Annotated in this window: 22 protein-coding genes and 2 pseudogenes; 8 read left to right on the top strand and 16 right to left on the bottom strand. The window is 35.4% G+C overall.

All coding sequences use genetic code 11. The features are described from left to right. Window positions 1-14 precede the first annotated feature (14 nt). The 5 genes from ACN6MX_RS06185 to ACN6MX_RS06165 form a co-directional block, all read right to left on the bottom strand. A complete protein-coding gene (locus ACN6MX_RS06185) occupies window positions 15-296 on the bottom strand; it encodes a hypothetical protein (RefSeq protein WP_419961769.1) in 282 nt (93 codons plus the stop codon). Window positions 297-832: 536 nt separating this feature from the next. Next, window positions 833-1,840, bottom strand: coding sequence for a DUF2268 domain-containing protein (locus ACN6MX_RS06180; RefSeq protein WP_419961768.1), 1,008 nt, complete (start codon window positions 1,838-1,840; stop codon window positions 833-835). A gap of 597 nt (window positions 1,841-2,437) precedes the next feature. Next, window positions 2,438-2,617, bottom strand: a complete 180-nt coding sequence (locus ACN6MX_RS06175; RefSeq protein WP_419961767.1) for a hypothetical protein — start codon at window positions 2,615-2,617, stop codon at window positions 2,438-2,440. A 121-nt stretch (window positions 2,618-2,738) separates the two neighbouring features. Beyond that, window positions 2,739-3,230: an NUDIX hydrolase gene (locus ACN6MX_RS06170; protein WP_419961766.1), complete on the bottom strand. Its 492-nt coding sequence runs from the start codon at window positions 3,228-3,230 to the stop codon at window positions 2,739-2,741. Window positions 3,231-3,531: 301 nt separating this feature from the next. After that, window positions 3,532-4,437, bottom strand: a complete 906-nt coding sequence (locus ACN6MX_RS06165; protein ID WP_419961765.1) for a LysR family transcriptional regulator — start codon at window positions 4,435-4,437, stop codon at window positions 3,532-3,534. 128 nt (window positions 4,438-4,565) lie between these two features. Here ACN6MX_RS06165 and ACN6MX_RS06160 point away from each other — a divergent pair, with 128 nt between their 5' ends. The 4 genes from ACN6MX_RS06160 (at window position 4,566) to ACN6MX_RS06145 (ending at window position 7,474) form a co-directional block, all read left to right on the top strand. Further along, window positions 4,566-5,300, top strand: a complete 735-nt coding sequence (locus ACN6MX_RS06160) for an SDR family oxidoreductase (protein WP_419961764.1) — start codon at window positions 4,566-4,568, stop codon at window positions 5,298-5,300. Between the two features lie 153 nt (window positions 5,301-5,453). Then, a complete protein-coding gene (locus tag ACN6MX_RS06155) occupies window positions 5,454-5,813 on the top strand; it encodes a cyclophilin-like fold protein (protein ID WP_419961763.1) in 360 nt (119 codons plus the stop codon). Between the two features lie 9 nt (window positions 5,814-5,822). Then, window positions 5,823-6,398: a sugar O-acetyltransferase gene (locus tag ACN6MX_RS06150; RefSeq protein ID WP_419961762.1), complete on the top strand. Its 576-nt coding sequence runs from the start codon at window positions 5,823-5,825 to the stop codon at window positions 6,396-6,398. A 14-nt stretch (window positions 6,399-6,412) separates the two neighbouring features. Then, window positions 6,413-7,474, top strand: a complete 1,062-nt coding sequence (locus ACN6MX_RS06145) for an alkene reductase (RefSeq protein ID WP_419961761.1) — start codon at window positions 6,413-6,415, stop codon at window positions 7,472-7,474. Between the two features lie 539 nt (window positions 7,475-8,013). On the opposite strand, the gene ACN6MX_RS06140 is transcribed toward ACN6MX_RS06145, so the two are convergent. The 4 genes and pseudogenes from ACN6MX_RS06140 to plsY all read right to left on the bottom strand — a co-directional run bounded on the left by ACN6MX_RS06140 (window position 8,014) and on the right by plsY (window position 11,459). Continuing rightward, a complete protein-coding gene (locus tag ACN6MX_RS06140; RefSeq protein ID WP_419961760.1) occupies window positions 8,014-8,244 on the bottom strand; it encodes a hypothetical protein in 231 nt (76 codons plus the stop codon). 194 nt (window positions 8,245-8,438) lie between these two features. Further along, complete coding sequence (locus ACN6MX_RS06135; protein ID WP_419961759.1) at window positions 8,439-9,245, bottom strand: aldo/keto reductase; 807 nt, start codon at window positions 9,243-9,245, stop codon at window positions 8,439-8,441. Between the two features lie 391 nt (window positions 9,246-9,636). Continuing rightward, window positions 9,637-10,578 carry a diguanylate cyclase domain-containing protein gene (locus ACN6MX_RS06130; RefSeq protein ID WP_419961758.1) on the bottom strand — a complete coding sequence of 314 codons (942 nt, stop codon included), beginning with the start codon at window positions 10,576-10,578 and terminating at the stop codon, window positions 9,637-9,639. Window positions 10,579-10,873: 295 nt separating this feature from the next. Next, window positions 10,874-11,459, bottom strand: a pseudogene (plsY, locus tag ACN6MX_RS06125) (glycerol-3-phosphate 1-O-acyltransferase PlsY). A gap of 1,676 nt (window positions 11,460-13,135) precedes the next feature. Between plsY and ACN6MX_RS06120 the strand changes: the two are divergent. After that, window positions 13,136-14,326, top strand: coding sequence for an MFS transporter (locus ACN6MX_RS06120; RefSeq protein ID WP_419961757.1), 1,191 nt, complete (start codon window positions 13,136-13,138; stop codon window positions 14,324-14,326). 411 nt (window positions 14,327-14,737) lie between these two features. Further along, window positions 14,738-15,181 carry a transposase gene (locus tag ACN6MX_RS06115; RefSeq protein ID WP_419961756.1) on the top strand — a complete coding sequence of 148 codons (444 nt, stop codon included), beginning with the start codon at window positions 14,738-14,740 and terminating at the stop codon, window positions 15,179-15,181. 491 nt (window positions 15,182-15,672) lie between these two features. On the opposite strand, the gene ACN6MX_RS06110 is transcribed toward ACN6MX_RS06115, so the two are convergent. The 3 genes and pseudogenes from ACN6MX_RS06110 to ACN6MX_RS06100 form a co-directional block, all read right to left on the bottom strand. Next, window positions 15,673-15,807 (bottom strand): hypothetical protein, encoded by a 135-nt coding sequence (locus ACN6MX_RS06110; protein ID WP_419961755.1) that lies wholly within the window; start codon window positions 15,805-15,807, stop codon window positions 15,673-15,675. 36 nt (window positions 15,808-15,843) lie between these two features. Beyond that, a complete protein-coding gene (locus tag ACN6MX_RS06105) occupies window positions 15,844-16,008 on the bottom strand; it encodes a hypothetical protein (RefSeq protein WP_419961754.1) in 165 nt (54 codons plus the stop codon). A 243-nt stretch (window positions 16,009-16,251) separates the two neighbouring features. Then, a pseudogene (locus tag ACN6MX_RS06100) lies at window positions 16,252-16,341 on the bottom strand (manganese catalase family protein); the annotation flags it as partial. 160 nt (window positions 16,342-16,501) lie between these two features. Between ACN6MX_RS06100 and ACN6MX_RS06095 the strand changes: the two are divergent. Together ACN6MX_RS06095 and ACN6MX_RS06090 are read left to right on the top strand one after the other, a co-directional pair. Then, complete coding sequence (locus ACN6MX_RS06095; RefSeq protein WP_419961753.1) at window positions 16,502-17,371, top strand: polysaccharide deacetylase family protein; 870 nt, start codon at window positions 16,502-16,504, stop codon at window positions 17,369-17,371. A 729-nt stretch (window positions 17,372-18,100) separates the two neighbouring features. Continuing rightward, on the top strand, window positions 18,101-18,304 hold the full coding sequence (locus ACN6MX_RS06090) for a hypothetical protein (RefSeq protein ID WP_419961752.1): 204 nt from the start codon (window positions 18,101-18,103) through the stop codon (window positions 18,302-18,304). A 412-nt stretch (window positions 18,305-18,716) separates the two neighbouring features. On the opposite strand, the gene ACN6MX_RS06085 is transcribed toward ACN6MX_RS06090, so the two are convergent. From ACN6MX_RS06085 to ACN6MX_RS06070, 4 genes are all read right to left on the bottom strand, one after another. Next, window positions 18,717-20,108 (bottom strand): MFS transporter, encoded by a 1,392-nt coding sequence (locus tag ACN6MX_RS06085; protein WP_419961751.1) that lies wholly within the window; start codon window positions 20,106-20,108, stop codon window positions 18,717-18,719. Between the two features lie 203 nt (window positions 20,109-20,311). Beyond that, window positions 20,312-21,298 carry an acryloyl-CoA reductase gene (locus ACN6MX_RS06080; protein ID WP_419961750.1) on the bottom strand — a complete coding sequence of 329 codons (987 nt, stop codon included), beginning with the start codon at window positions 21,296-21,298 and terminating at the stop codon, window positions 20,312-20,314. A 1-nt stretch (window position 21,299) separates the two neighbouring features. Beyond that, window positions 21,300-21,755 carry a PaaI family thioesterase gene (locus ACN6MX_RS06075; protein WP_419961749.1) on the bottom strand — a complete coding sequence of 152 codons (456 nt, stop codon included), beginning with the start codon at window positions 21,753-21,755 and terminating at the stop codon, window positions 21,300-21,302. Between the two features lie 114 nt (window positions 21,756-21,869). Continuing rightward, on the bottom strand, window positions 21,870-22,043 hold the full coding sequence (locus tag ACN6MX_RS06070; protein ID WP_419961748.1) for an alpha/beta fold hydrolase: 174 nt from the start codon (window positions 22,041-22,043) through the stop codon (window positions 21,870-21,872). Window positions 22,044-22,084: the final 41 nt, after the last annotated feature.

Raw genomic sequence — 22,084 nt, 5'->3', positions numbered from 1 at the left:
CCAATACATCGACGTTATTCTTTGGTATCACCAATCAAATCATAAATATAGCTATAGTCAAAAGTAGAATCCTCAATTTCATAATATCCATCTTTGAACCCAGTTATGGAAGAACTAATACGAAGGACATTAGGGGTGTCTATAGATATATCCGAGATAAATATCATTTCGGATTCATTAAACTTTAGCATCCCATTAAAATAGGTTGCATTTTCATAATTAAGCATTTTTTGTGCTGTCTTATCCTTTAAAGGTATTAATTTTAGACCGCTAGGTATTCCAAAACTAAGCCACAATTTTTTGCATCATGGCATTTTGCATTGAATCCTTCACCATCAGGGAGTTTTTTTGTAATATGAAAGTCAACATTGGATTCAGTTGAGTACTCCTTAATAGGATTAAAAGGAATCGAATAATATATGAAACTCTTATAGAGATAGACTGATAATAGAACTAAAACTATCACAAAGGCTAAATTCTTAATTTTTTTCATCTTAAGACCAATTCCTCTCGAATTATCATTATATATTGCTATCACGGTTAATCTCGACCGATTTCTTTTCTTTTAGATACTTCTACACCTTTAAAAAAATTCCTTCTTATTAAACTAAACTGCTTCGTTAGTTTAAGTATAAAACTTCACAAAATTGTTCCTATTTTAACATAAGTATCCAGTTGAAGTGAATTAATTTTAATGGATGTAGGGTACATGTCACAATACCATTTCACTATAAATCAACCTTTACCTTTAACATAGCCTATAAAAATAAAAAGCTCAGTTCATTGAACTAAGCTATGCCTTGTATTTTTTCAACAATAATTTAAATAAACATTACGGGAGCAAATCACTGTAATAACTACCTTTTATGATTCCCCTTGCCCCCACTTTTGTCCATTCCAAAATGGAACTATCGGGATTGTTTTCAATGTAACTTTCCGTGATTAGGTAACCAATTTTATAATTCGACCATCTCGGAATATCTTTACGTGAATTGCCGTAAATCAGGTTATTGTAAATATTGAAATCCATAGATTTGCCATTTACACTTAATTCTTCTAATACCTTACTCTCGGCATCATTTGATAGGGGCTCTGTCCAAATGGGACTGACTCTTATTTCTGGGTATACAATAGTAGTAAAGAATTCTGCTTTACCTTCTGTCATGGTTAAATCTAAAATATTGTACTCGATTGGTATGCTATCATACAAAAAATTAACTGTGTGATGATATTCGTGCGCCGCCGCATATTTAACCATTTCTTCTGAGACGGATGGGTCAATCCTAAGCAAAAAATCATTTTCTGAATAAGCAACTCCACTCAACCCTCCACCGGTATTAATGATATGCCATTCTTCAGGATTAACTGGGAAAATATAAACATTTATGTCCTCACCTGGTAACAGGTCCGCCGATTTTAATAAGGCTTCTTCTATCCACTTATTAATCTGTTCTTGATTTTCAAGTAGCTCTTTCGTATTTTTTTCTAACTGTTCTGCTTCCCAAGATGGCGAGAGAGGGTCGCCTAAAGTTATATCTTTCAAGGAAGATTTATCTATAAACGGTTCTAAAACATGCTTTGTATAAATAGCTTTTTTATCAAGTTCAGGATTCTCCCTAATTGCTTTTGTGTATTCCAACACTTCATTGTAGAATGGGATAATTTTAAACTCCTGCTCTTTATATGAAAAATGGTAAGTATTTTCAGCAGGAGTATTGTCATCATTCACTAGCTCCTGTTTCTCTTCTTCTATTTTTTTGTTTTCTTCTTTAACATCTGTACAACCAGATATAAAAATAACAAATAGCAGTAAAACCGCAAAGTTTATCAAACGCCTCATTCTGCTCCTCCATTTTCTTTTCTAAGATGTAGAAAAGGGAATAATGGTCCTTCTCTTTTTTTTTAATATTAACTTTTTTATAAATAGTATTTGTTAAAGACAAAGGTTGATATAAAATGAGCTAGGAAGTTTCTAGTCTCATTTTATTTATAAAGTCAGCTTTTTAACTAAAGCACCCGTTACTTGAACAAGCAAGTTACAAATCGCAACTGTCATCCGTATTATTCCTCTTCTTTTTATCACCAAAATACTTCCAAAGATGGTATGTCGACCAGAATAAAAGTATAAATATAAGCATTGAAAATGGTACAACGTAAGTTTTTTCAAGAATATAATCAGGGGTAAAAACAGCGAACAAGCCCAAGATAATTATAGCTGTAATCAAAAGTATCCAGTAACGTTTGTCTTTAAAAGTGCTAAAACTCCACATACAATCCTCCCTGTACCAACATGTGGTTTTCAAACTAAAGATATCCATTTATTATACAACACACTTAAACTAAACTGCCGCTTTAGTTCAATAAGAAAAAAGACTCTACTCCATCTGAAAGTAAAGCACCCATAGTTTAATTCATTGGTATAAGATATGCTATTCGATTAACTTCTCTTTTTAAATAATAACAAAATGACATTCCATATCAATCCAATAACAATGCATGTTATTGAAATGAAAAATGTAAGCCAATAAAAGCCTCCTGCTGGAACGGTGAACTCTGCCAAAATAAATAATATGATTCCAAAAAACAAATACATGTGTGGCAATACAAATCTATTCATTGTTCTTGCCCCTTCCTGATTAACTAGAATATTCTTATTCAACTAACCTGCTGCTTTAGTTCAATAAGAAAAAAGGCTTTACTCCTTCTTGAAGTAAAGCACCACGTTAGTGAAAACTGAATTACTTTAGTGCTAAAGCATAATCAAGTATTTCTTGATAAAGTTCATTCCAATCATGATAGTATTCTATTACTTCACCTGGATTTATAAGAATTCTTTCAGCAGACTCAAACTGAGCTTGAAAATCATGTAATCGGTCTATATTCATAAGGTAGAAAACTTGATATCCTACCTTTGGATATTTGCTACTTGCATCCCATTTTGGGTTTTCATTGTGGTCAACTATAATATGACCTAAAAGAAAGATGCTTCCTGTTACATATCCCTCTTCATACGCTTCACGCTTTAAACAATCTTCAGGGGTTTCTTCATGTTCAATGTGACCACCAGGAAAATCCCACCCTCTATGATTTAGATTAACCAGAAGTAGCTTTCCTTCTTTTAAACAAAAACCGTGAACGCTTGTAATTAAATTTCTTGGAGGAAGTTGTGAATCACGCTTCCAGGTTAATTTTATTTTTGAATTTCCCCAACTCACATATTTAGTTGTCAATTTTTCACTCTCCTTGTAAACAAAGTTTTCCAATTTCTTATTGAACTAACCTGCGGCATTAGTTCAAGAAGCAAATAGAGCTGCCAAGCAACCCTAATACAATGATCAAAAGTATAATCTGCTGCACCATAATGACCACTGTGATAGTAATGACTAACCATTAAATCATAGAATTCAGGCAGTTAGCGGCTTAATTGGAATTTACTAATGCTTATTATGCCGTTCTCTGGATTGTTTTCTTCCGTTTCAGCTTTTCACCAATTCAATGAAGACTCAGTATTGAAAGCTCAAAACTATCCTATCAAAACTGAGTATTTTTTGATTTGTATATTTCTATATTATTTCGAAGTTGCTCTAAAAATTTATTTGCTGCATTAGAAAATACTTGATTTTTTTTCCAAACAATATTTAAATTAGCCTCTAATTTAGGGTTTAATGGTTTAAAACAAAGTTTGCTATCCCCTGATGTATTAATCAGTTTATCCAAGCAGAGTGCGTATCCAATATTTTCTTCGACCATTCGTGCCGCATTGAAAAGTAGATTATAAGTTGCGACAATATTGAAATCCTCCATATTCCTTCCAAACCATCCTGAGAATTCGTTACTGACAGCAGTTTGACGTGAAATTATCAGTGGTTTATCCATTAAATCCGCTGGTTGAATGAACTGCTTGTCCGCTAAAGGACTATCTTTACGCATTAAAACGCCCCAAACATCAGTAGCCGGTAATTGGATGTAATCGTATTTTTGTTTATCTGTGGGTTCGATGACAACGCCGAAATCCAATAATCCACTGTCTAACCTATTCGTAATGTCGTCAGCATTCCCACTGTGTAAGTGAAATCGAATACTCGGATAATGTTCAAGTAGTTTTTTTGATGTTCTAGCAATAAAATGCATTGCTTCTGTTTCCCCCCCACCAATATAAAGTTCACCGCTAATCATTTCTTTTGATTCTTTAAAATTGGCTTCGGTTTTATCGACTAACTCAACGATTTCTTTTGCTTTAATAAATAAGAATCTCCCTTCTTCTGTTAACGTAATTCTTCGATTTCCTCTTTCGAACAAAGTTGTTCCTAATTCTATTTCAAGGTCTTTTAATTGTCTTGATAATGTAGGTTGAGACAAATGTAGCTGTTTTGCAGCAGCAGAAATATTTGCTTCATTCGCTACAGCAATGAAATAGCGCAACACTCGAATTTCCATAACAATCTCCTCATTTCATATATACTCAAAAGGCATATGAGTGTATTTAGTATAGGTATTGGATATTCGAATCATATCAGTTTATGATGTAGTTGCAAAGGTAATACTTTTAAAGGGAGGAATTATAAATGGCTATTAAAGATAAGGTAATTATTATTATGGGGGCATCCAGCGGAATTGGTGAAGCAACTGCAAAATTACTTGAAAAACGTGATGCAAATTTGATATTAGCTGCACGCCGATTAGATCATCTCGAAGCTATCAAGGAAGAGTTTCCAGCAGCGAACATTCTCATTCAACAAGCGGATGTGACAAACTATGAAGATGTAAGTCGAGTTGTAAAGCTTGCGTTAGACACCTATGGGAAAATTGATGTACTTTATAACAATGCAGGTATCATGCCAACTGCACCACTTGTTGAGGGGCGTCGTGATGAATGGAAGGAAATGATCGATATCAACATCATGGGAGTTTTAAATGGAATCGCTGCGGTGCTACCGATCATGGAAAAACAAAAATCAGGACATATACTTTCAACAGATTCTGTTGCCGGACATGTGGTATACCCTGATTCGGCTGTTTACTGCGGAACAAAATTTGCAGTAAGAGCAATTATGGAAGGACTAAGACAAGAACAAAGGGAAAATAATATCAAATCGACCATTATATCACCGGGGGCGGTACAGACTGAGTTATATAAAACAATTAGCGATAAAAAGGTTGCAGACGAACTTCATGAAGCACAAAAAGAGTGGGGACTAACTGCAGAAGATATTGCAACTGCTGTAGTGTTTGCGATTGATACACCTGACCGTATGTCGATTAGCGATATGATCGTTCGTCCAACCGCTCAGGGGATCTGAACATATTGAATCAAATTAAAGTTTATTCATACTTTTTCCTTTATGTGTCACCCATTGAATTTAGCATAGAGGAAAAAGTAAAGATACCTTTGGAAAATGAAATGCCTTCATCCATCATTCATCGACGCAACAGTCCACAAAGGAGGTAAATGTATGGAAGAACAAAAAATTGTACTTTCCTTTGGAAATGTGGGACTTAAAGCAACTATTGAGAATAACGTCACTGCTGCAGATTTTGTAAAACGCCTACCTTTGAAGTTGGATATGCGAGATCTTTATAAACGTGAAAAATTTGCGGAAATTCATGGATTACATGTAGATCAAACTATGTCTAGCCATGATAAAGGAGATATTTCTTATTGGACACCAGGGCAAGCATTAGTCATCTATTATAAAGATAGTAATGAGTATATCAGTGGTCTTGTAAAAATCGGCGAAATCACAGAGGGCATCGAAGTATTAGAAAACTATCCAGGAAATATCGGAGTAACGATTGATATTAAAGAGAGGTGATTAATAAAAATGGACATGAAAGATTTTATTGACTTTTGTAAAAGAGGCAACCCCATTTCGGGTGTGGATAAAGAATTGCATGGGCTATTAACTCAATGTAGCTTTGAAGCCCAAAAGATCACAATGGCATTGAATACCTCCTATCATTCAAAAGAAGAAATAGTGGAGATTTTTAGTGAACTAACAGGTGATAAAGTTGATTCGTCTTTTATGTGTTTTCCTCCGTTTTATACAGACTTCGGAAAAAATATTACTATTGGTAAAAATGTGTTTTTCAACACAGGCTGTTCCTTCCAAGACAGGGGTGGAATTAGTATAGGTGACGGTTCTATGATTGGTATGAATGTCACGATTGCTACTCTTAATCACGGTATATCTTTGGAAACAAGAAACACAACATATCCCTCTCCAGTAATCATTGGCGATAATGTCTGGATTGGGTCAAGTGCAACAATATTACCCGGTGTAACGATTGGAGACAATTCTATTGTTGCAGCAGGAGCAGTTGTCACCAAGGATGTCCCAAAAGATACTATCGTTGCAGGAGTACCAGCAAAAGTTATAAAAGAAATTAATAGCAAATAAGGGGATAATATAAAATGAAAAGTTTATGGAAAGAAATCACAATTGGAAATATGAATTTACCTCATCGTTTGGCTATGGCACCGATGACCAGAAGTAGAGCATTAGCTGACGGAACACCTTCAGATTTAAGTCCTGAATATTATGGGCAACGTGCTTCGCTAGGTCTACTAATTAGTGAGGGTACGCAACCCTCTGAAGATGGTCAGGGCTACTTAAATACACCGGGGATTTATACCAAAGCACATATTCAAGGATGGAAGAAAGTTTCCGATCGAGTCCATCAAGAAGGTGGCCATCTTTTTATACAATTAATGCATGTAGGAAGGATTTCTCACCCAGATAACATGCCACATCATCGTCAAGCAGTAGCACCTTCAGCCGTCGCTCCGGGAGAGCAAATATTTACGGCAGATGGAATGAAGGACGTACCTGTACCAAGAGAATTACGTACAGAAGAAATAAAAGATGTTGTTGATGAATTTAGAAAAGCTGCGGCTGCGGCTATTGAAGCTGGAGCTGATGGTGTTGAAGTTCACGGTGCAAATGGCTATTTAATTCACCAATTTCTTGGAGAAAATTCGAATGTTCGTACAGATGAATATGGCGGATCGGTTGAAAATCGGGCACGTTTTGCGATTGAAGTTATAAAAGCCGTTGTAGATGAAATTGGTGCAGATAAGGTTGGTTTCCGTGTATCACCAGGAGCGCCGCTTGGCGGAGTTAATGAAGGGGTTCAAATAGATCAAGTCTATGTATACCTTGTTTCCGAGTTAGATAAATTAAGTTTGGCATACCTTCACATCATGCATTTAGGAAATGAAAGCCTTTTAGGCAAAATTCGTTCTGTTTGGTCAAATCCATTATTAGTTAATCGTGCAGGACGTCATATAGAGGATATCAGTACTGATATTGATAACAATATCGCTGACATGGCACCAATCGGAGCATGGGCCCTTGCTAACCCTGATATTGTAGAGCGTTTGAAAAAAGGTGCTCCACTCAACGAGCCTGATCGTTCCACGTTTTATGGTGGCGATGCGAAAGGTTATATTGATTATCCTTTTTTAGATAAGTAAGTAGATAATAAAAAGTGGGCTAATAAAAACATATGAAACTCCTTTTATGTAGCTGTACGGACATTAATAGTCAGTACAGCTATTTTTTTAAGGTTTGTTGTACTAAATAAAACCAATTAGGTCGTTAGGATGAGACTAATAATATGAAAAAGTTATTGCTTTTAACTTTCACTTTTATGATTGTGATCATCCTCACAGCTTGTGGGGATGGCTACAAGAAAATATAATAGCAGAAATTGAGTGGAACACACTTTCAGAACAAGGAAAGCTTGGCATGAAGTAATTTGCTCCAGAAGGATATAGCATGCACTGCTTTCTTAATACACGATTGAATTTTTTCTCTTCTTTTAGCTTTTTTAGGTGTCGTAATTGTTTTCATTTGTTCATTTCTGATTGTAATATTTGAAAAAGATTGATTATTTCAGAAAGCGAATCTTCAACTAAACTGCCGCGTTAGTTCAATAAGAAACAGCCACCTCTAAAGGTAGCCTCTTGTTCTGCTAAAGCATCCATTTGTTTAAGTACATTTGAAACAACCTTTATCCAAAGTGATTATGAAAACACCAAACAACAAGAAAAATACTCACTATCCCCCAAGCAGTGGTACTCCATATCCACCAAATTACGGATTTAGCTTTTAATGAATTTTCCTCGTCTTCCATATTTACTTTTATAAAAGCGACCTTACTTTCCATACCTTTTTTCATAGAAGTGAGAACAACAAATCCAATTATTATAAAACCAATAGTTATCCAAAGTAATAAGTCCACCTTTTATACCTCCCCTTTTTTGTGAATTACTTTCCTTTTAATTTTCTTCTTTCATTAACCTGCCGCGTTAGTTGAATATGGAGGACTAAATCAATCCATAACGGAACAATAGATCCTTAACTCATATTTCAGATGTTTTTCTTTCACTAAAAAACCCCTTTGATTACTAAATCCAAAGGGGTAGGAATAAATAATTATAAGTTATCAATTTTTTCTACATCTTCCGCAGATAATTCAAAATCGAAAAGATCAATATTAGATGCTTGGTTTTCACGGTTGTGTGATTTAGGAATAACGACCACACCGCGCTCTATTTGATATCTTAATAAAACTTGTGTACCAGATTTGTTATAGGCTTTACCAATTTCATCTAATACTTCTTTTTGATGGGCTTCGGCTTTCATAGGTCCCCACGCAACAGGCGTAATGCCCTCTTCTTTTAATACGGCAAGAAGCTCTTTGTTAGGTTCTTTTAAGTTAACTGGTATTTGATTAACTGCTGGCTTCACTTTAGCGAATTCTTTCATTTCATCTACATGACTTTTTCCAAAGTTTGAAACGCCAATTGCTTTTAGTTTGCCTGCTTCGTAATATTCTTCAAAGACTTCCCATGTGTTTTTAAGTTGTTCTTTGTCTTCGATCGGGTGGTGAATGAGAAGCAAGTCGAGATAGTCTGTTTGGAAGTTTTTCAGGCTATTGTCGATCGCTGCTCGAGTGGCGTCCTTTGAAGAAATATATTCTTCGTTGGCTGGAACCTTAGTCGTAATAAATAATTCTTCTCGAGGCACTTCGTTTTCTGCTAAAACACTTCCTACAAGTTCTTCGTTTCGATAAGAGATGGCTGCGTCTATTGAACGGTATCCTAACTCAAGTGCTGATATGAGTTCAGGAATTTCATTCGTTAATACCCCGTTATACTCGTTATTTTCTTTTCCATAAGTATTCGTACCTGTACCTACGATTGGCATTTTTATACCATTATTAAGTGTTATGAATTCCATATTTTTAAACACTCCCTCTATATACTCTAATTATTTTACCTACAAATTACATCATAACAAATTAGAGGTTTTTCAAAAAGCAATACGAAAGAAGGCATTAATTCTTTTTAGATCAACGGAATCAACGCACCCGATAATTTAAGTGTACTTATTCACAAAGTATACTTCCAATAACAAACTTGCAACTTATTACCATCTAAATCATATAAGTCTAAAAACTTATTTACTCCGTGATTTTGTATTCCGCTTACTTCAACATTTTTTCTTTTAATATCTTGTATACATGAAGTAAAGCACCCTTTAGTTTAATAAGAAATGAGATTCTTCGACAATCATCTCAATTCTAGATTATCAATAAACATTTCTGTGTAATAAAAGAATTGAGTCTCTGCTAAAAAAATCTGTACGTGTTCTTTCCTGCGGCTTTTGCACGATATAAGGCATTGTCTGCATTTTTAAGAAGGGTTTTTAAAGTGATATTATTATTGACTGGATAAGGTGTAATTCCAATACTTGCGGAGAGTTGATATTCGGAATCCCATGTACTTAAAAAGTTAAGTATATTTTCCGCTCGCTTGCTCATTTCCTCTTTGTTAGATATCTGAGAGAAATGTATGAGGAATTCATCGCCCCCTAATCTAACTGCAAAGGCATCGTTGTGCTCATTCACAAATGTTTGAAGTCTTAAAGCGACTTCCTTTAACACTAGATCCCCGGTATCATGGCCATGTATATCATTTACCTTTTTAAACCCATCCAAATCAAGAAAAAATATCACTCCTCCAGTTTTAGAATGGTCCTCAAAATATTTAGAAAGATAATGTCTGTTGTATAGTTCAGTCAAAGAATCTCTAAAGGCAAAACGTTCTAAATCTAAATAATATGAAAACATCCTGGCTATTCTTTGAAGCAATTTTATGCTCTTCTCGTCAAAACGGCTCTCTTCATAATGTGCCACACATAATGTTCCAAACTTCCCCCCATTAACAAGAGAAATAGGAATTCCTAGATAAGAATTAATATTAACTTCTTCAAGTCTATTTCTTAAGTCGTCTGGACAAGTTTCCTCTCTAATATCCTCATAGATTAATGGTTGATTTTCATCAAAATCGACTCTATTACAAACCGTTTCGTTAAGATTTATTACCATTCCTTCAGTCAGGAGTATACTTGTATCAATATTTGATAGCTTTAGGATAATTTGCTCTTTTTCGCTGAATGAGGTTAAATAAATCAATTTATCCGGCATAATCTCTTTTGCAAGATCAAGTACATCACTAGCAAGCTCATCAAAATTCCTATACATTTGTAATTCTTGTAATGTTACTACCATAATTCATCACCTCGATAATTAAATTTTAACATAAATATTATTAATTGAAATATAACAATCTTGCTAGCTTGTCGAAGGACTTTACACAAAGGATAGCTAAAACTACCTGATTATTTGCATATAAAAGTAGACCATCGAAAAATGATGGCCTTGGTTAACTAAGCACCTGTTAGTCTAATAACAATCTGTGACATGCAGGCAATATAATTACCCAATAATGACTTATTGTAATTAGAAAAACTTGTTTTATTAAATTTACGGATATTCAATGTATTTTTAGCTTAACAAGTAAACACTAATTTTCAACTATTTTGTTCTCTGTTCCACTTACAATTCTCTTTATATTTTGTCGATGTAGAATGATTATTGATACACTTATTAGTAGAGAAAGAGCCATGATAACTTTATCTTCAAATATAAGACTATAAATGAATAATGCTATACTAGCCAACATTGAACTTAGTGATACATACTACATACTTAGTAAATAGCAAAGTTAACACAAACACAACAAAACCAACAAAAACACCTAAAGGAGTCAAAAATAAGAAAACTCCAGTTGCTGTCGCAACAGCCTTTCCACCTTTAAAACTAGCAAAAACAGAAAATATGTGCCCTAATATGGCTAATAAACCACATACAATAGGGTTAACTGTAGAACCAAGTATTAGGGGAAGTAAACAAGCAAATGTACCTTTTAATATATCAGCAATTGCAACAATTACTCCTGCTTTTATGCCTAAAACTCTATAAGCATTAGTTGCACCAAGATTACCACTACCGTAATCACGAATATCTTTCTTATAAAACATTTTACCTATTACTAAAGCAAATGAGATTGAGCCAATTAAATAACTTAGAATCATAGTTAAAATGTTCAAAGTATTATCTCCTTACATAGTTTGTTAAGTAAATATTTCTACTTATTGCATATGATTTCCTGCAATTCTTCTTACATTAACCCCGTTACTTGAATAACTTTTCTTAATATTAACTATTTCGATGTCATTCCCGATTCACCTGCTTCTTCAACTAAACTGCACCGTTAGTTCAATAAGAAAAAAGAGCTGCCCTTGCAACCAATGTTTTTAACTGAAGCACACCGTTAGTGAAAAACGTCTCTACATTCCTTTTATCCAATTAGGCTCAAAAATCCAATTGTTAAAATCATTGACCCAATAGAAATTAGGCACGCAATTACAAATTGGTTAAAAGTAATCTTTCTTAATTTACCTTTTCTTTTCTGACTGTATAAAAACAAAGTAAATATAATAACCCGTTACCATTAGAATATAAAATGAAACTAATATTTGATTTCACCACCAACCTATTAATTTTTCATGAATATTTAGCCATCCATAACTTTATATAATTTAACATAGTGGTTTTACACAAGTTTGGTCGATGGTGTATTAGAGCTTGTTCAACAAAACTGCCACTTTAGTTCAATAAAAAAAGGCTTTACCCCTACTTGAAGTAGTCGAGTAGAAGAGAACCTCTCTCCTTACGCTAGATTGTGTTTCTCCCCCCTCACAGAACCGTGCTTGCGCTATTTACGCACACGGCTCCTCCAAGTCACCATTCACAAGATGTACCTAATCTCTTTCGATCAGATTTTGCTTATTCTGCTATCCTTAATAGTTCAGTTTACATTTATTATCTCTACCTCTGTGTGCAGTAAATGTGTCTCTAATAAGGGTGATAACTTGGTAGCAGCCTTTCCTCCATCGGCATTAACAACTTCATTGGTACTACGCTGCTATCCGACTCCCTACGACGGCATTTGGTTTCCTTGCTTATTATCACTTGTACACCATACTCTTCTATAAGAAGAAAAGACCGGTAGGGTCTCCCGAGTTGCCGTATCATATCCATGTGTGACGTGCCAAGGTCTCTGACTCCAGAGAGGTTTTATCCTTCTTGCCTTTAACGATGGATAAAATGTAGCTTTCTGCTGTGCTTAAGGCATCAGCCCTCTCGAATTACTAACATTTTGGAGCTCAATCCCTTCAACCAGTTGGCTTTCGGCCCGCCACCTAACTGTCTACGCTTAAAGGCTAATGTTACCATTAGCCCTCCAAGACTCGCTATGAGTGAATGGCTAGTCCTTTCTCGACGGGAATCCCACCCACTATATGATACGACCTAGGCTCGGCCGCACACCTGCCTCGTTAGCATAATAGCACTCGTTAGTTGAATAACATATTACCCAATATGAATTTCCAAGCAAAACGGTGAAAATAACATTTTTTTTAAAAAAGCAATTGTTTTTACACCGATCCCAACGACCAATATGCAACTGCTCACCGTGATATTACTAAGTCAGGTTTTACTTACTAATTTTCTTAATACCTAATGCTTACAATAGCACTATCAACATTAATGTGCTTTCTTAAATAGTTTTCTGCTAACTCCCTTTGCATTGTCGGACCTGGTAATCCATTATCTTCTATTTGATAAGAAAAGGTTTTTCTCGAAAAAATATTTTATGGTAAGATGTTTAGGTCCTGTATCTACTATCTGACACATTTACATTCATCTAAGAAAAGAGGTATTTATGCACCCCACAAAATTATCCAAGCGACATTGGTTGCTCATCTTAACACTTTCTTTATTAACATTTGTTCTCGGGACAAGCGAATTTGTTATTGTCGGAATCTTAACCGATATTTCCTCGAGCCTTCAAATAACAAATGCCAAAGCAGGCACACTCGTTTCTGCGTTTGCAATTACGTTTGCCATCGCCACACCACTAGTAATGTCAGCAACAAGTCATTTTCCAAAGCGTAAATGGATGTTGTTTTTGATTGGTTCTTTCATCGTCCTGAATGCTTTGTGTATAATCTCGACAAGCTACATCACGCTCCTTTCACTTCGGATTATGACAGCGATTGTAACAGGAGTATTAATCTCTCTGGCTATGATTGTTGCAAGTGAAACCATGCCAATTAAAAAACGCGGAATTGCTATATCATTCGTTTTCGGTGGTTTCACACTTGCAAATGTCGTTGGAGTGCCAATTGGTATTGTCATCGCCGATTCGTACGGTTGGAATGCCACTTTCGTGTTAACTACTTTCCTAGGAGGATTGGCATTTTTTGCAGCCTTTTTCATCTTGCCAAATAGACTCAGCCAAATACGCAGTTCGATACGGGATCAGTTTTCATTAATGACCAATCCAAGAATTTTGATGGCTTTTTTCATTCCTGCTCTCGGATTTGGCGCAACTTATACCGTCTTTACGTACCTTGTTCCCATCTTGAAGGGAATGGAAGTACCAAATCATTCAAATAGTTTAATCTTATTTGGTTACGGATTTATCTCGATTTTTAGCAACATCCTCGCAGGTAAAATTGCCAGCCACAATGCAATCGGTCGACTTCGGATTGTTTTTCTCGTGCAAGCAGTTGTTCTGACAAGTTTATTTTGGACTACAAATCATTTTATCTTAGGTCTGGCAAACATTGGGTTGATGTCGTTAATGGCCATACTCTTAACAACATCTACTCAGCTTTATTTAATAGATCTCGCAGGAATCTATCAGCCAAAAGCAACAGGTCTCGCTGCTTCACTTATGCCAGTGGCAAGCAACGTAGGTATCGCTTTTGGTTCTGCATTAGGCGGAATTGTATACCATCAAGGGAATTTAATGAATGTAACTTGGGTCGGTGGGATAATTGCAGTCTGTGCAAGTCTTCTAACTTTCTTCAGTCATCGTTTAGATCAAAAACAAAAGAAGTCAGCTTAAAAGGTAAGCAACAAACGTATGGCATGCTTCCTATTGTATATCCAGAAGAACCAAAATCTTTTCATGCCTAGAAATTGAAAAAAGAAGTATCAAGGACGTTTAGTTTTTCTTTTATACTTCTTTTAACAAATACTGCTTACTCATATTTAAAATGTAATTTTTTGCTTCTAAGAAGTGGGAGTTTAGATTTAACAATCAAATATAGGATCTTTAAGTCTAATTAAAAAACCTCATTCACTTATGATACTGTTCACCGTAATTGATCTTCAACTATCCTACTGCGTTAGTTGAAATGTAACATTTCACAATGGATCACCGAAATATACTTGATTTTTTGAACGTAAAAATAGACCATCGAAATGAACTGCCCCGTAAATGTTAGACACCAACTAACATTTACGGGGTGTTTTTATGTCTAAATATACAGTAGAAGTTAAATTACAAGCGGTGGAACGCTATTTAACTGGAAACGAAAGCTATCAAAATATTGCAGAAAGCATTTGCGTAGCTAAATCTCAAGTCATTACTTGGGTGAAATTATTTGAAGCACAGGGTGAAAAAGGGTTTAAGAAAGGCTATACAAGCTACTCATCTGGGTTTAAACTAGACGTACTTAATTATATGAATGAAACAGGTACGTCTTTTCTAGAAACGGCAAGAACATTTAATATTTCTTCTTCGAGTATCATTTATCGGTGGGATCAGTTGCTTAAGCCAAAAGGATTGGACTCGCTAGAACCAAAGAAAAAGGAGCGTCCATCCATGAAAAAAGAAACGAAAAAAGTTGAACAACAAAAATCAATTCCAGCCAAGAAGACTCAATGGAAGCCCTACAAGCAAAAATCAAGCATTTAGAAATGGAAAATGCTTATTTAAAAAAGTTAAACGCTTTAGTTCAGATGCTTCATAGATATTTGCTATTTCTGATGCTAATATTTTTAAATCCACATAACCTCTCCCTTTCTGAACCCTTTTGCTTCTTCCACTAACCTGCACCGTTAGTTCAATAAGAAAAAAGGCTTTACTCCTTCTTTAAGTAAAGCACCCGTTAGCTTAATAAGCACTTTATCAGTCTTCGCTTGTTATACGAGATCTATGTCCCAACAAGCCTCAAACATGTTTCTACAAGTAGGGGGTGGACAGTTTAGTTCACGGGATCATTGTCCCACGCACCCGTACGTCCTACCCTGGCTACTGATATATTAAATCCTATAAAAATAAGGTCAACCAGTAAAAACTGGTTAACCTTATAATACGAAACACCCGTTAGTCGAATAAGATTAATGCTTTATTACTCTGAAATTAAAGCCCATTTAGCTGGATAATGTTTGAATCGGTGGGAACGATTAAGCACTTTTCCGTTCTTTTTTTATCTGCTTAATAGCTATCCGTACACCCATAAATCCCGCTGCAAAGGAAGCTGGAAAACCAATTAATACAACCAATGAAAGAAATAACCCTAATTTAGTGTCCTTTTTCACTTTGGTCCTTCCTTTCACTTTATTTATTCTATATTTTTACTGTGTGCCTCCCGTGACATAATAAGATATAAGATCTTCAAAGGGCTCTCTGGATTCATAGTTTTCATTAAATCCAACTTCTTTTTTTACTTGCTCTGTTATTTTGCGAGAAGTATCACGAGATAAATTATTTTTTTCCAAAAATAAATCGTATTCATTCATGTAAAGATTACATTCCTCCATAAGATAGTTAGTGACTTTGTCCTGAACTGCCCATAAATGTTCTGGATCATCACCTGTTTGTTTAAAATACAGATTGCTTTGTAAATGAAGCTGCTTTGCTAAATCAAAAAGGTATAAAAAATGCTTATATATCTAACTAAAATCTCCTTAACTTACTTATGATACACTTCACCGTGGTGTAATTATAGAAGAGGCAAAAAAGAAGGCGCGAAGTAAAAACCTCTTCCCCACCTCTATCCCCGTAGCTACTTCGAGTACTTTCGCATAGACAATAATGTGAGTACCGCCTCGAACGAGTAAGTAACCAATCACGATTAAATTGGATTTACTGGAAAATGAATTAAATTAACTCATATTTCAAGTAAGATTGCAATACTCAAAAATAATTCTGGAAAAATGGAAACTGTTTTTCTTCTTTTTGAATAAATAATCCCTATTAAAACGGGTATTAATATTAAAAGGAGATGAATGGATGAAAGAACGAATATTCAAGTGGTTGTTGGTTGCCGGGTTTTTATTTTGTTTCCATATAACAGATGTCATACTTGTTTATGCGAATGAGGAACCCTTGGTAAATGTATCGCGGCAATGGTTGAAAGAGGACATACGAGATAATCCGGAAGAAAATTTTCCTGAACTTAAAAGAGGATCTGAAAATCCCGGGCGGGAACGTCAGCAGCCTGTTGACCTGCGAATTTTACAACAACGGTATCCAGATATATTTTTCTTAAAAGGTCCTACCGATCAAAAACGAGTTGCTTTAACTTTTGATGATGGTCCTGACCCACGTTTTACAAATGGTGTAATAGATGTATTAAACCAGTACAATGTACCAGCAACATTCTTCATGTTAGGTTCAAAAGCCGTTGCTAATCCTAAAATTGTAAAGCAAGTTCAAAACAGGGGTCATGTAATCGGGAACCATACGTACTCCCATCCTAACCTTGTCAAAGAATCCGACCTCAAAACCCTAGAGCGGGAAGTAACTAGAACGGAAGAGGCTCTTAACGACATTATTGGTTACCGGACAAAATTATTTAGACCACCATATGGCTTCTTATACAATGAATTAGTCGAAAAGCTTGGCAAAATGAACTATTACGTGATTGCCTGGTCGGTTGATTCGTTGGATTGGAAGGAAGACCCGCCGGAAGTTATTGCTTCGAATGTATTAGACAACATTCATCCCGGGGCGATTATTCTCATGCACGATGGGGCAGAATCAAGTGGAGATCGAACCAATACAATCGAATCGCTTCACCAAATTATCCCGGCACTGCAAAAGCAAGGCTACGAGTTTGTAACGGTTCCGGAATTGTTGAATATTCCATTTAAGAAATAGAATGTATCTCTTCTATTACTTTTTATCACTGGTTTTATTAAATTCCCAATCCCAAATGGTCTACCTTCTATCTAAATGATCCTATATTTAAAAAGGTTCATACGCAGAAATCGGGTACCACCAACATGTTTACAAAAAAAACACATTAGTGCATTTAAAATCTCATAAATTAGAATACTGTGTAGGTTACAAAATATATAGAAGTGTTGGGGAATGGATTAAACGGTTGTGTCATTGCTTGGTTTATTTATCCACTATATTAGGACGACTGTCAGAACTAAACTAATTTATAACCATATTTTCTTCCCCACATCACTACCCCAATCACTGATTACTGACACTCTATACAGTAGCTTTTATAATTTTTCTTGTTCAATACTGCACCGTTAGTTTAATAAGAAAAAAGGTTTTCTACTTCTTGAAGTAAAGCACCCGTTAGTGAAAAGCGTCTCTGTTTAATACAGAACCCCACCCACATAGCCATTCTTTGTGGGGTATGTAAAAAGGATTTAACAATTAACGAATATCTACACAATATAACTTGATATTATTGTAATACAACTTTTAACGCTAATAGCTCAAAACACTATAACAAATATTTTGACATTCCTATAGAAAACACTAACTGTTCTATTTAAAAAATCCCCATTTTTTGAATATTGGAATTTATATACCACTATTAATGTGTTAACATTTCTGTGAGTATAGTTAACATAAAGGGGTGTTATTATGGTCAATTCATTAAATGGTCAATTCATTCTTTCATGCTTTACATCATCGATGTTTACCATTTATATTTTTATGCTGTTCAATACACCAATTCAAATAGATAACGTACAGGTAAATATTTGGATATTTGTCGCATTGGCAGCGGTTTTTAATTTAGGTGTACAATCACAAAGGTATTTTCAATCCAAAAAAACAGCACTGTAAAATGGTTGTACAACTTCGATGTAATGCTGTTATTTAGTAAAATAAAAGTTAGTTAATAACCAAATGAATCAATGTGGCCAAAATTCAATTTACTTAGCGCTTTTGTTGGTTTGGAATAAAGATTGATTAATACACAGCTACAAATGCTGATTCTAATAGAAAATCATAGCCCCTATTTTGAACAAAGATTGTTCAAAAAGTGGCTATTTTTTATTCCTTTATAGGGCTTTTTGTAATAAAGATTGATTATTTCGGTAAGCGAATATTTAACTAACGCACCCGTTAGTTGAATAAGCACCACGTTCTTTAACCTAAAGCACCTGTTAAATAAATCATACACAAAAGCTCACCTGGTTAACATGTGGGCTTTTCAATAAAATTCTAGCTGAATTACTTTATGACTGTATTATTTTCATTCAAGTAATGATGAAGTTAACTTTGGCTGCTTTAACCTAGCTCTTCGATAATATAAACCATATATTAAAACAGCTATAATTATAACAAAGGAAAAGCAAATATAAATATTTCTATAAATAATTTCTGAAGATAAACTTTCTTGAAGTGCTAATAATAATCCAGACATTGTGACTCCAAGCCCTCCACCGAAAAATTGAATTAATTGGGCGACTCCTATACCAGAACCGATTTGGGTCATTGGCAGGATCCTCGTTACCTCGTTAGAGATACTCGTTGAAAGTGATGTAAAACCAACACTCGCGAACATATATGCCGCAAGTACAAAATAAGGGCTGATGGTAGATAACAATGCGAATAGGATGGTCGCGCCTAATAAAAACAATTGCCCCGAAATAATTAATGGCATATTGCCAAAGCGGTCAATTAATTTCCCTATAAATTGTCCAGCAATCACTGCAATAATAGCTCCTGGAAAAATGATCATTCCTACCTCTATTGGTCCTTGTCTGAATGCAGTTGTAAGCATAATAGGCATTAAAAAAAGATTTGCAAAATTTATAAAAAAAGCTGCACAAGCTATAAACAATAGTTTTGTATACTGCTTATTTCTAAGGAGTATTGGCGGAATAAACGGCTCTTCCATCTTATTAAGATATCTCCATAACACCACAAATAGAACAACTGTCCCTATTAAAATAACATATGAAAATGTGGATAGAAAAAGTAATAGACCTGTAACACCAAGTCCCGTTAGAATTGCACCAAACAGATCGAAGTGTCCTTTTTGAAGAACTTCTTTCGGCAACAGCTGTTGGAAGAATGGAATGGAGAGGACCGAAATGCCGCTGACAACGAAAAGATAATTCCATCCCAAGTATTGAGTAATGACTCCCCCTATTACAGGCCCTAACCCAAATGCCAAAGAAGCAGTAGAAGAAATAATTGCCATCGCTCTTCCACGCCTTGAAAGAGGTATATAGCGCCCAGCCATGATCATTCCCAATCCCATAACTCCACCACCACCGGCAGCCTGAACAATTCGAACTCCTAATAAGAGTACATAATGATTGGAAAAAAAGCCGATAATGGATGCAATTCCTAAAATGCTAATTGCCAAAAATAAAAGCCTAGAGATGGGGATAAAGTCCGACAATCTGCTAAAAGCCAATGATGCAATGGCAAACATGATTGAATAACCGGAAACGAGCCACGACGCTGTTGATGAATTTAAGGAAAAGTCTTTAATTATAGAGGGCAATGCAACATTAAACATTGTTGTGTTCATTACCACCAGCAAGATGGTAAAACTCATAATTAAAATGATCTTTTTCTCTTGAAAGGGCACCTTGCTATCATCTTTGGAAGAAGAAATCGAAATTGAAGTCATTTAATCCCAGCCTTTTTTTAAAATTAGTTGTAAAAAAACAAAATCGCTTTTGGGATGTTTCTCGCTTCTATCATTGGCAGACTAAATATTATTTTATATGGAGGCGCTGAAAAAGGTTAAAGCCATTACCTTTTCAACGCCTCCATATATATATCTTTTATTACTTGGTCAGTTCATAAGTTTTTTTTGTGAATTGTATCCTTTTATAGTTTAACAAGCGTTCTTCCACGTACTTTTCCTTGCAAAATAGCACCTAATAGTTCTGGCAGTTCTTTTAATGAGACTTCATTGACCATTTCCTCATTTAACGTCGTTGGTTTCAAATCATCGGCTAAACGATTCCAAATTTCTAAACGCTTTTTCATTGGATATTGAACCGAGTCGATGCCAAGCCAATTAACACCTCTTGAGATAGGAGGAAAAACGGTTGTGGAAACCTCCATCCCACCTGTAAAACCACATGTAGCTACAGATCCGCCATACTTCAATGAACTTAGAATGTATTGAAGCGTTTTACCGCCTACTGGGTCGACAGCTCCAGACCATTTTTCTTCACGCATTGGCGCTTGGTCGTTATCTACAATTTCATCACGATGAATGATTTGTTTTGCTCCTAATCCTTTCAAATATTGTTCTTGATTTAATTTGCCCGTACTAGCTACAACATCATAGCCTTTTTTAGCTAAGATATTTACAGCAATACTGCCCACTCCTCCAGTAGCACCTGCTACCAATACAGGTCCATGACTAGGTTCTAATCCATTATCTTCAAGTCTTTGCACTGCTAACGCTGCTGTAAATCCAGCTGTTCCAAGAATCATGGATTCCTTTAAAGATAAACCTTTTGGAAGAGGAACAACCCACTCTGCTGGTACGCGTGCGATTTCACTAAATCCACCAAAATGTCCTGTTCCTAATTCGTAGCTAGTCACTATGACTTCATCACCTGTTGTAAAGCGTTCATCTTTTGAATCAATAACCGTTCCAGCTAAATCGATTCCTGGTACTATAGGGTAGGAGGTTACGAACTTGTTTAGGATGGCTACTGCACCGTCTTTAAAGTTCACACTGGAATATGCTACTCGTATAGTTACTTCCCCTTCTGGAAGATCGTCTATACTTAATTGTTTGATTTCTAATTTCGTATCATCATTCAGTTTATCTAACACCATTGCTTGAAAACTATTCATTTTATTCACCATATCCTTTCTTTTCTCTTTTTTGTTCAGAATTTCCTTTTAAAATCATACAAGTACTAGTTGAGTGAGCAACAAGACTTTCTTTTTCATCATATATATGACATTCCAGCAATCCCACTGTGGTGCCTTTTTTAATAATTTCCCCTTCAGCTCGAAGTTTCGAATTAAATATAGGTTTAAGGAAATTTAATTTAATTTCCACTGTCGTAAAAACTTCGTCATCAGCAAGCGTACTTGCAAAGGTATATCCCATCGCAGCATCAGCTATATCACAAAGTATCCCACCATGTAGGGTGCCCATCGGATTATGCAATCTTTCAGAAGCTTCCATTTCTATAACAACTCTACCTTCTTTAACTTCTACAACCTTGAAACCAAGTACTTGTGCAACTGGGGGGCCAGGTATTTCACCCGCCATCATGTTCTTTAAGTTTTCTAAGTGATTCATTAACCACACCTCCTAAATAATAAATATTAACTTTTAAGTGTATTTTCAACGATGCAGCTGGGGATATCCATTAGAGTGCAGCTCGATTGTAATTTTGACTGAACTAATCTGAGATTACACGTCAAGAAAGAGCTTTACATGTTCGGCAAACAGTTTGGGATATTGGAACAGGTGTCCATGTCCAGCATCTGGGTAAATGATAAGCTGTGCGTCAGGTAGTTGTTGAGCAAGAATGTAACTATTTTCGGTAGGAACCATAATGTCCTCCACGCCATTTGTTACAAGCACCGGTTAGTTGAAGAACATTTCTATTAGTAAGGTATCTTTTT

Origin of the sequence: Psychrobacillus sp. BM2, assembly GCF_048572895.1 — a bacterium.
In the GTDB taxonomy this organism is placed as follows: Bacteria; Bacillota; Bacilli; order Bacillales_A; family Planococcaceae; genus Psychrobacillus.
This window is presented reverse-complemented; position numbering and strand designations above follow the sequence as displayed.

Excerpts from the sequence above, each read along its gene's own strand:
- ACN6MX_RS06090 (WP_419961752.1), top strand. The coding sequence starts at position 18,101 with ATGGTCAATTCATTAAATGGTCAATTCATTCTTTCATGCTTTACATCA.
- ACN6MX_RS06145 (WP_419961761.1), top strand. The coding sequence starts at position 6,413 with ATGAAAAGTTTATGGAAAGAAATCACAATTGGAAATATGAATTTACCT.
- ACN6MX_RS06115 (WP_419961756.1), top strand. The coding sequence starts at position 14,738 with ATGTCTAAATATACAGTAGAAGTTAAATTACAAGCGGTGGAACGCTAT.
- ACN6MX_RS06080 (WP_419961750.1), bottom strand. The coding sequence starts at position 21,298 with ATGAATAGTTTTCAAGCAATGGTGTTAGATAAACTGAATGATGATACG.
- ACN6MX_RS06180 (WP_419961768.1), bottom strand. The coding sequence starts at position 1,840 with ATGAGGCGTTTGATAAACTTTGCGGTTTTACTGCTATTTGTTATTTTT.
- ACN6MX_RS06095 (WP_419961753.1), top strand. The coding sequence starts at position 16,502 with ATGAAAGAACGAATATTCAAGTGGTTGTTGGTTGCCGGGTTTTTATTT.
- ACN6MX_RS06165 (WP_419961765.1), bottom strand. The coding sequence starts at position 4,437 with ATGGAAATTCGAGTGTTGCGCTATTTCATTGCTGTAGCGAATGAAGCA.
- ACN6MX_RS06150 (WP_419961762.1), top strand. The coding sequence starts at position 5,823 with ATGGACATGAAAGATTTTATTGACTTTTGTAAAAGAGGCAACCCCATT.
- ACN6MX_RS06175 (WP_419961767.1), bottom strand. The coding sequence starts at position 2,617 with ATGAATAGATTTGTATTGCCACACATGTATTTGTTTTTTGGAATCATA.
- ACN6MX_RS06085 (WP_419961751.1), bottom strand. The coding sequence starts at position 20,108 with ATGACTTCAATTTCGATTTCTTCTTCCAAAGATGATAGCAAGGTGCCC.
- ACN6MX_RS06155 (WP_419961763.1), top strand. The coding sequence starts at position 5,454 with ATGGAAGAACAAAAAATTGTACTTTCCTTTGGAAATGTGGGACTTAAA.
- ACN6MX_RS06075 (WP_419961749.1), bottom strand. The coding sequence starts at position 21,755 with ATGAATCACTTAGAAAACTTAAAGAACATGATGGCGGGTGAAATACCT.
- ACN6MX_RS06120 (WP_419961757.1), top strand. The coding sequence starts at position 13,136 with ATGCACCCCACAAAATTATCCAAGCGACATTGGTTGCTCATCTTAACA.
- ACN6MX_RS06160 (WP_419961764.1), top strand. The coding sequence starts at position 4,566 with ATGGCTATTAAAGATAAGGTAATTATTATTATGGGGGCATCCAGCGGA.
- ACN6MX_RS06135 (WP_419961759.1), bottom strand. The coding sequence starts at position 9,245 with ATGGAATTCATAACACTTAATAATGGTATAAAAATGCCAATCGTAGGT.
- ACN6MX_RS06130 (WP_419961758.1), bottom strand. The coding sequence starts at position 10,578 with ATGGTAGTAACATTACAAGAATTACAAATGTATAGGAATTTTGATGAG.
- ACN6MX_RS06105 (WP_419961754.1), bottom strand. The coding sequence starts at position 16,008 with ATGAATGAATACGATTTATTTTTGGAAAAAAATAATTTATCTCGTGAT.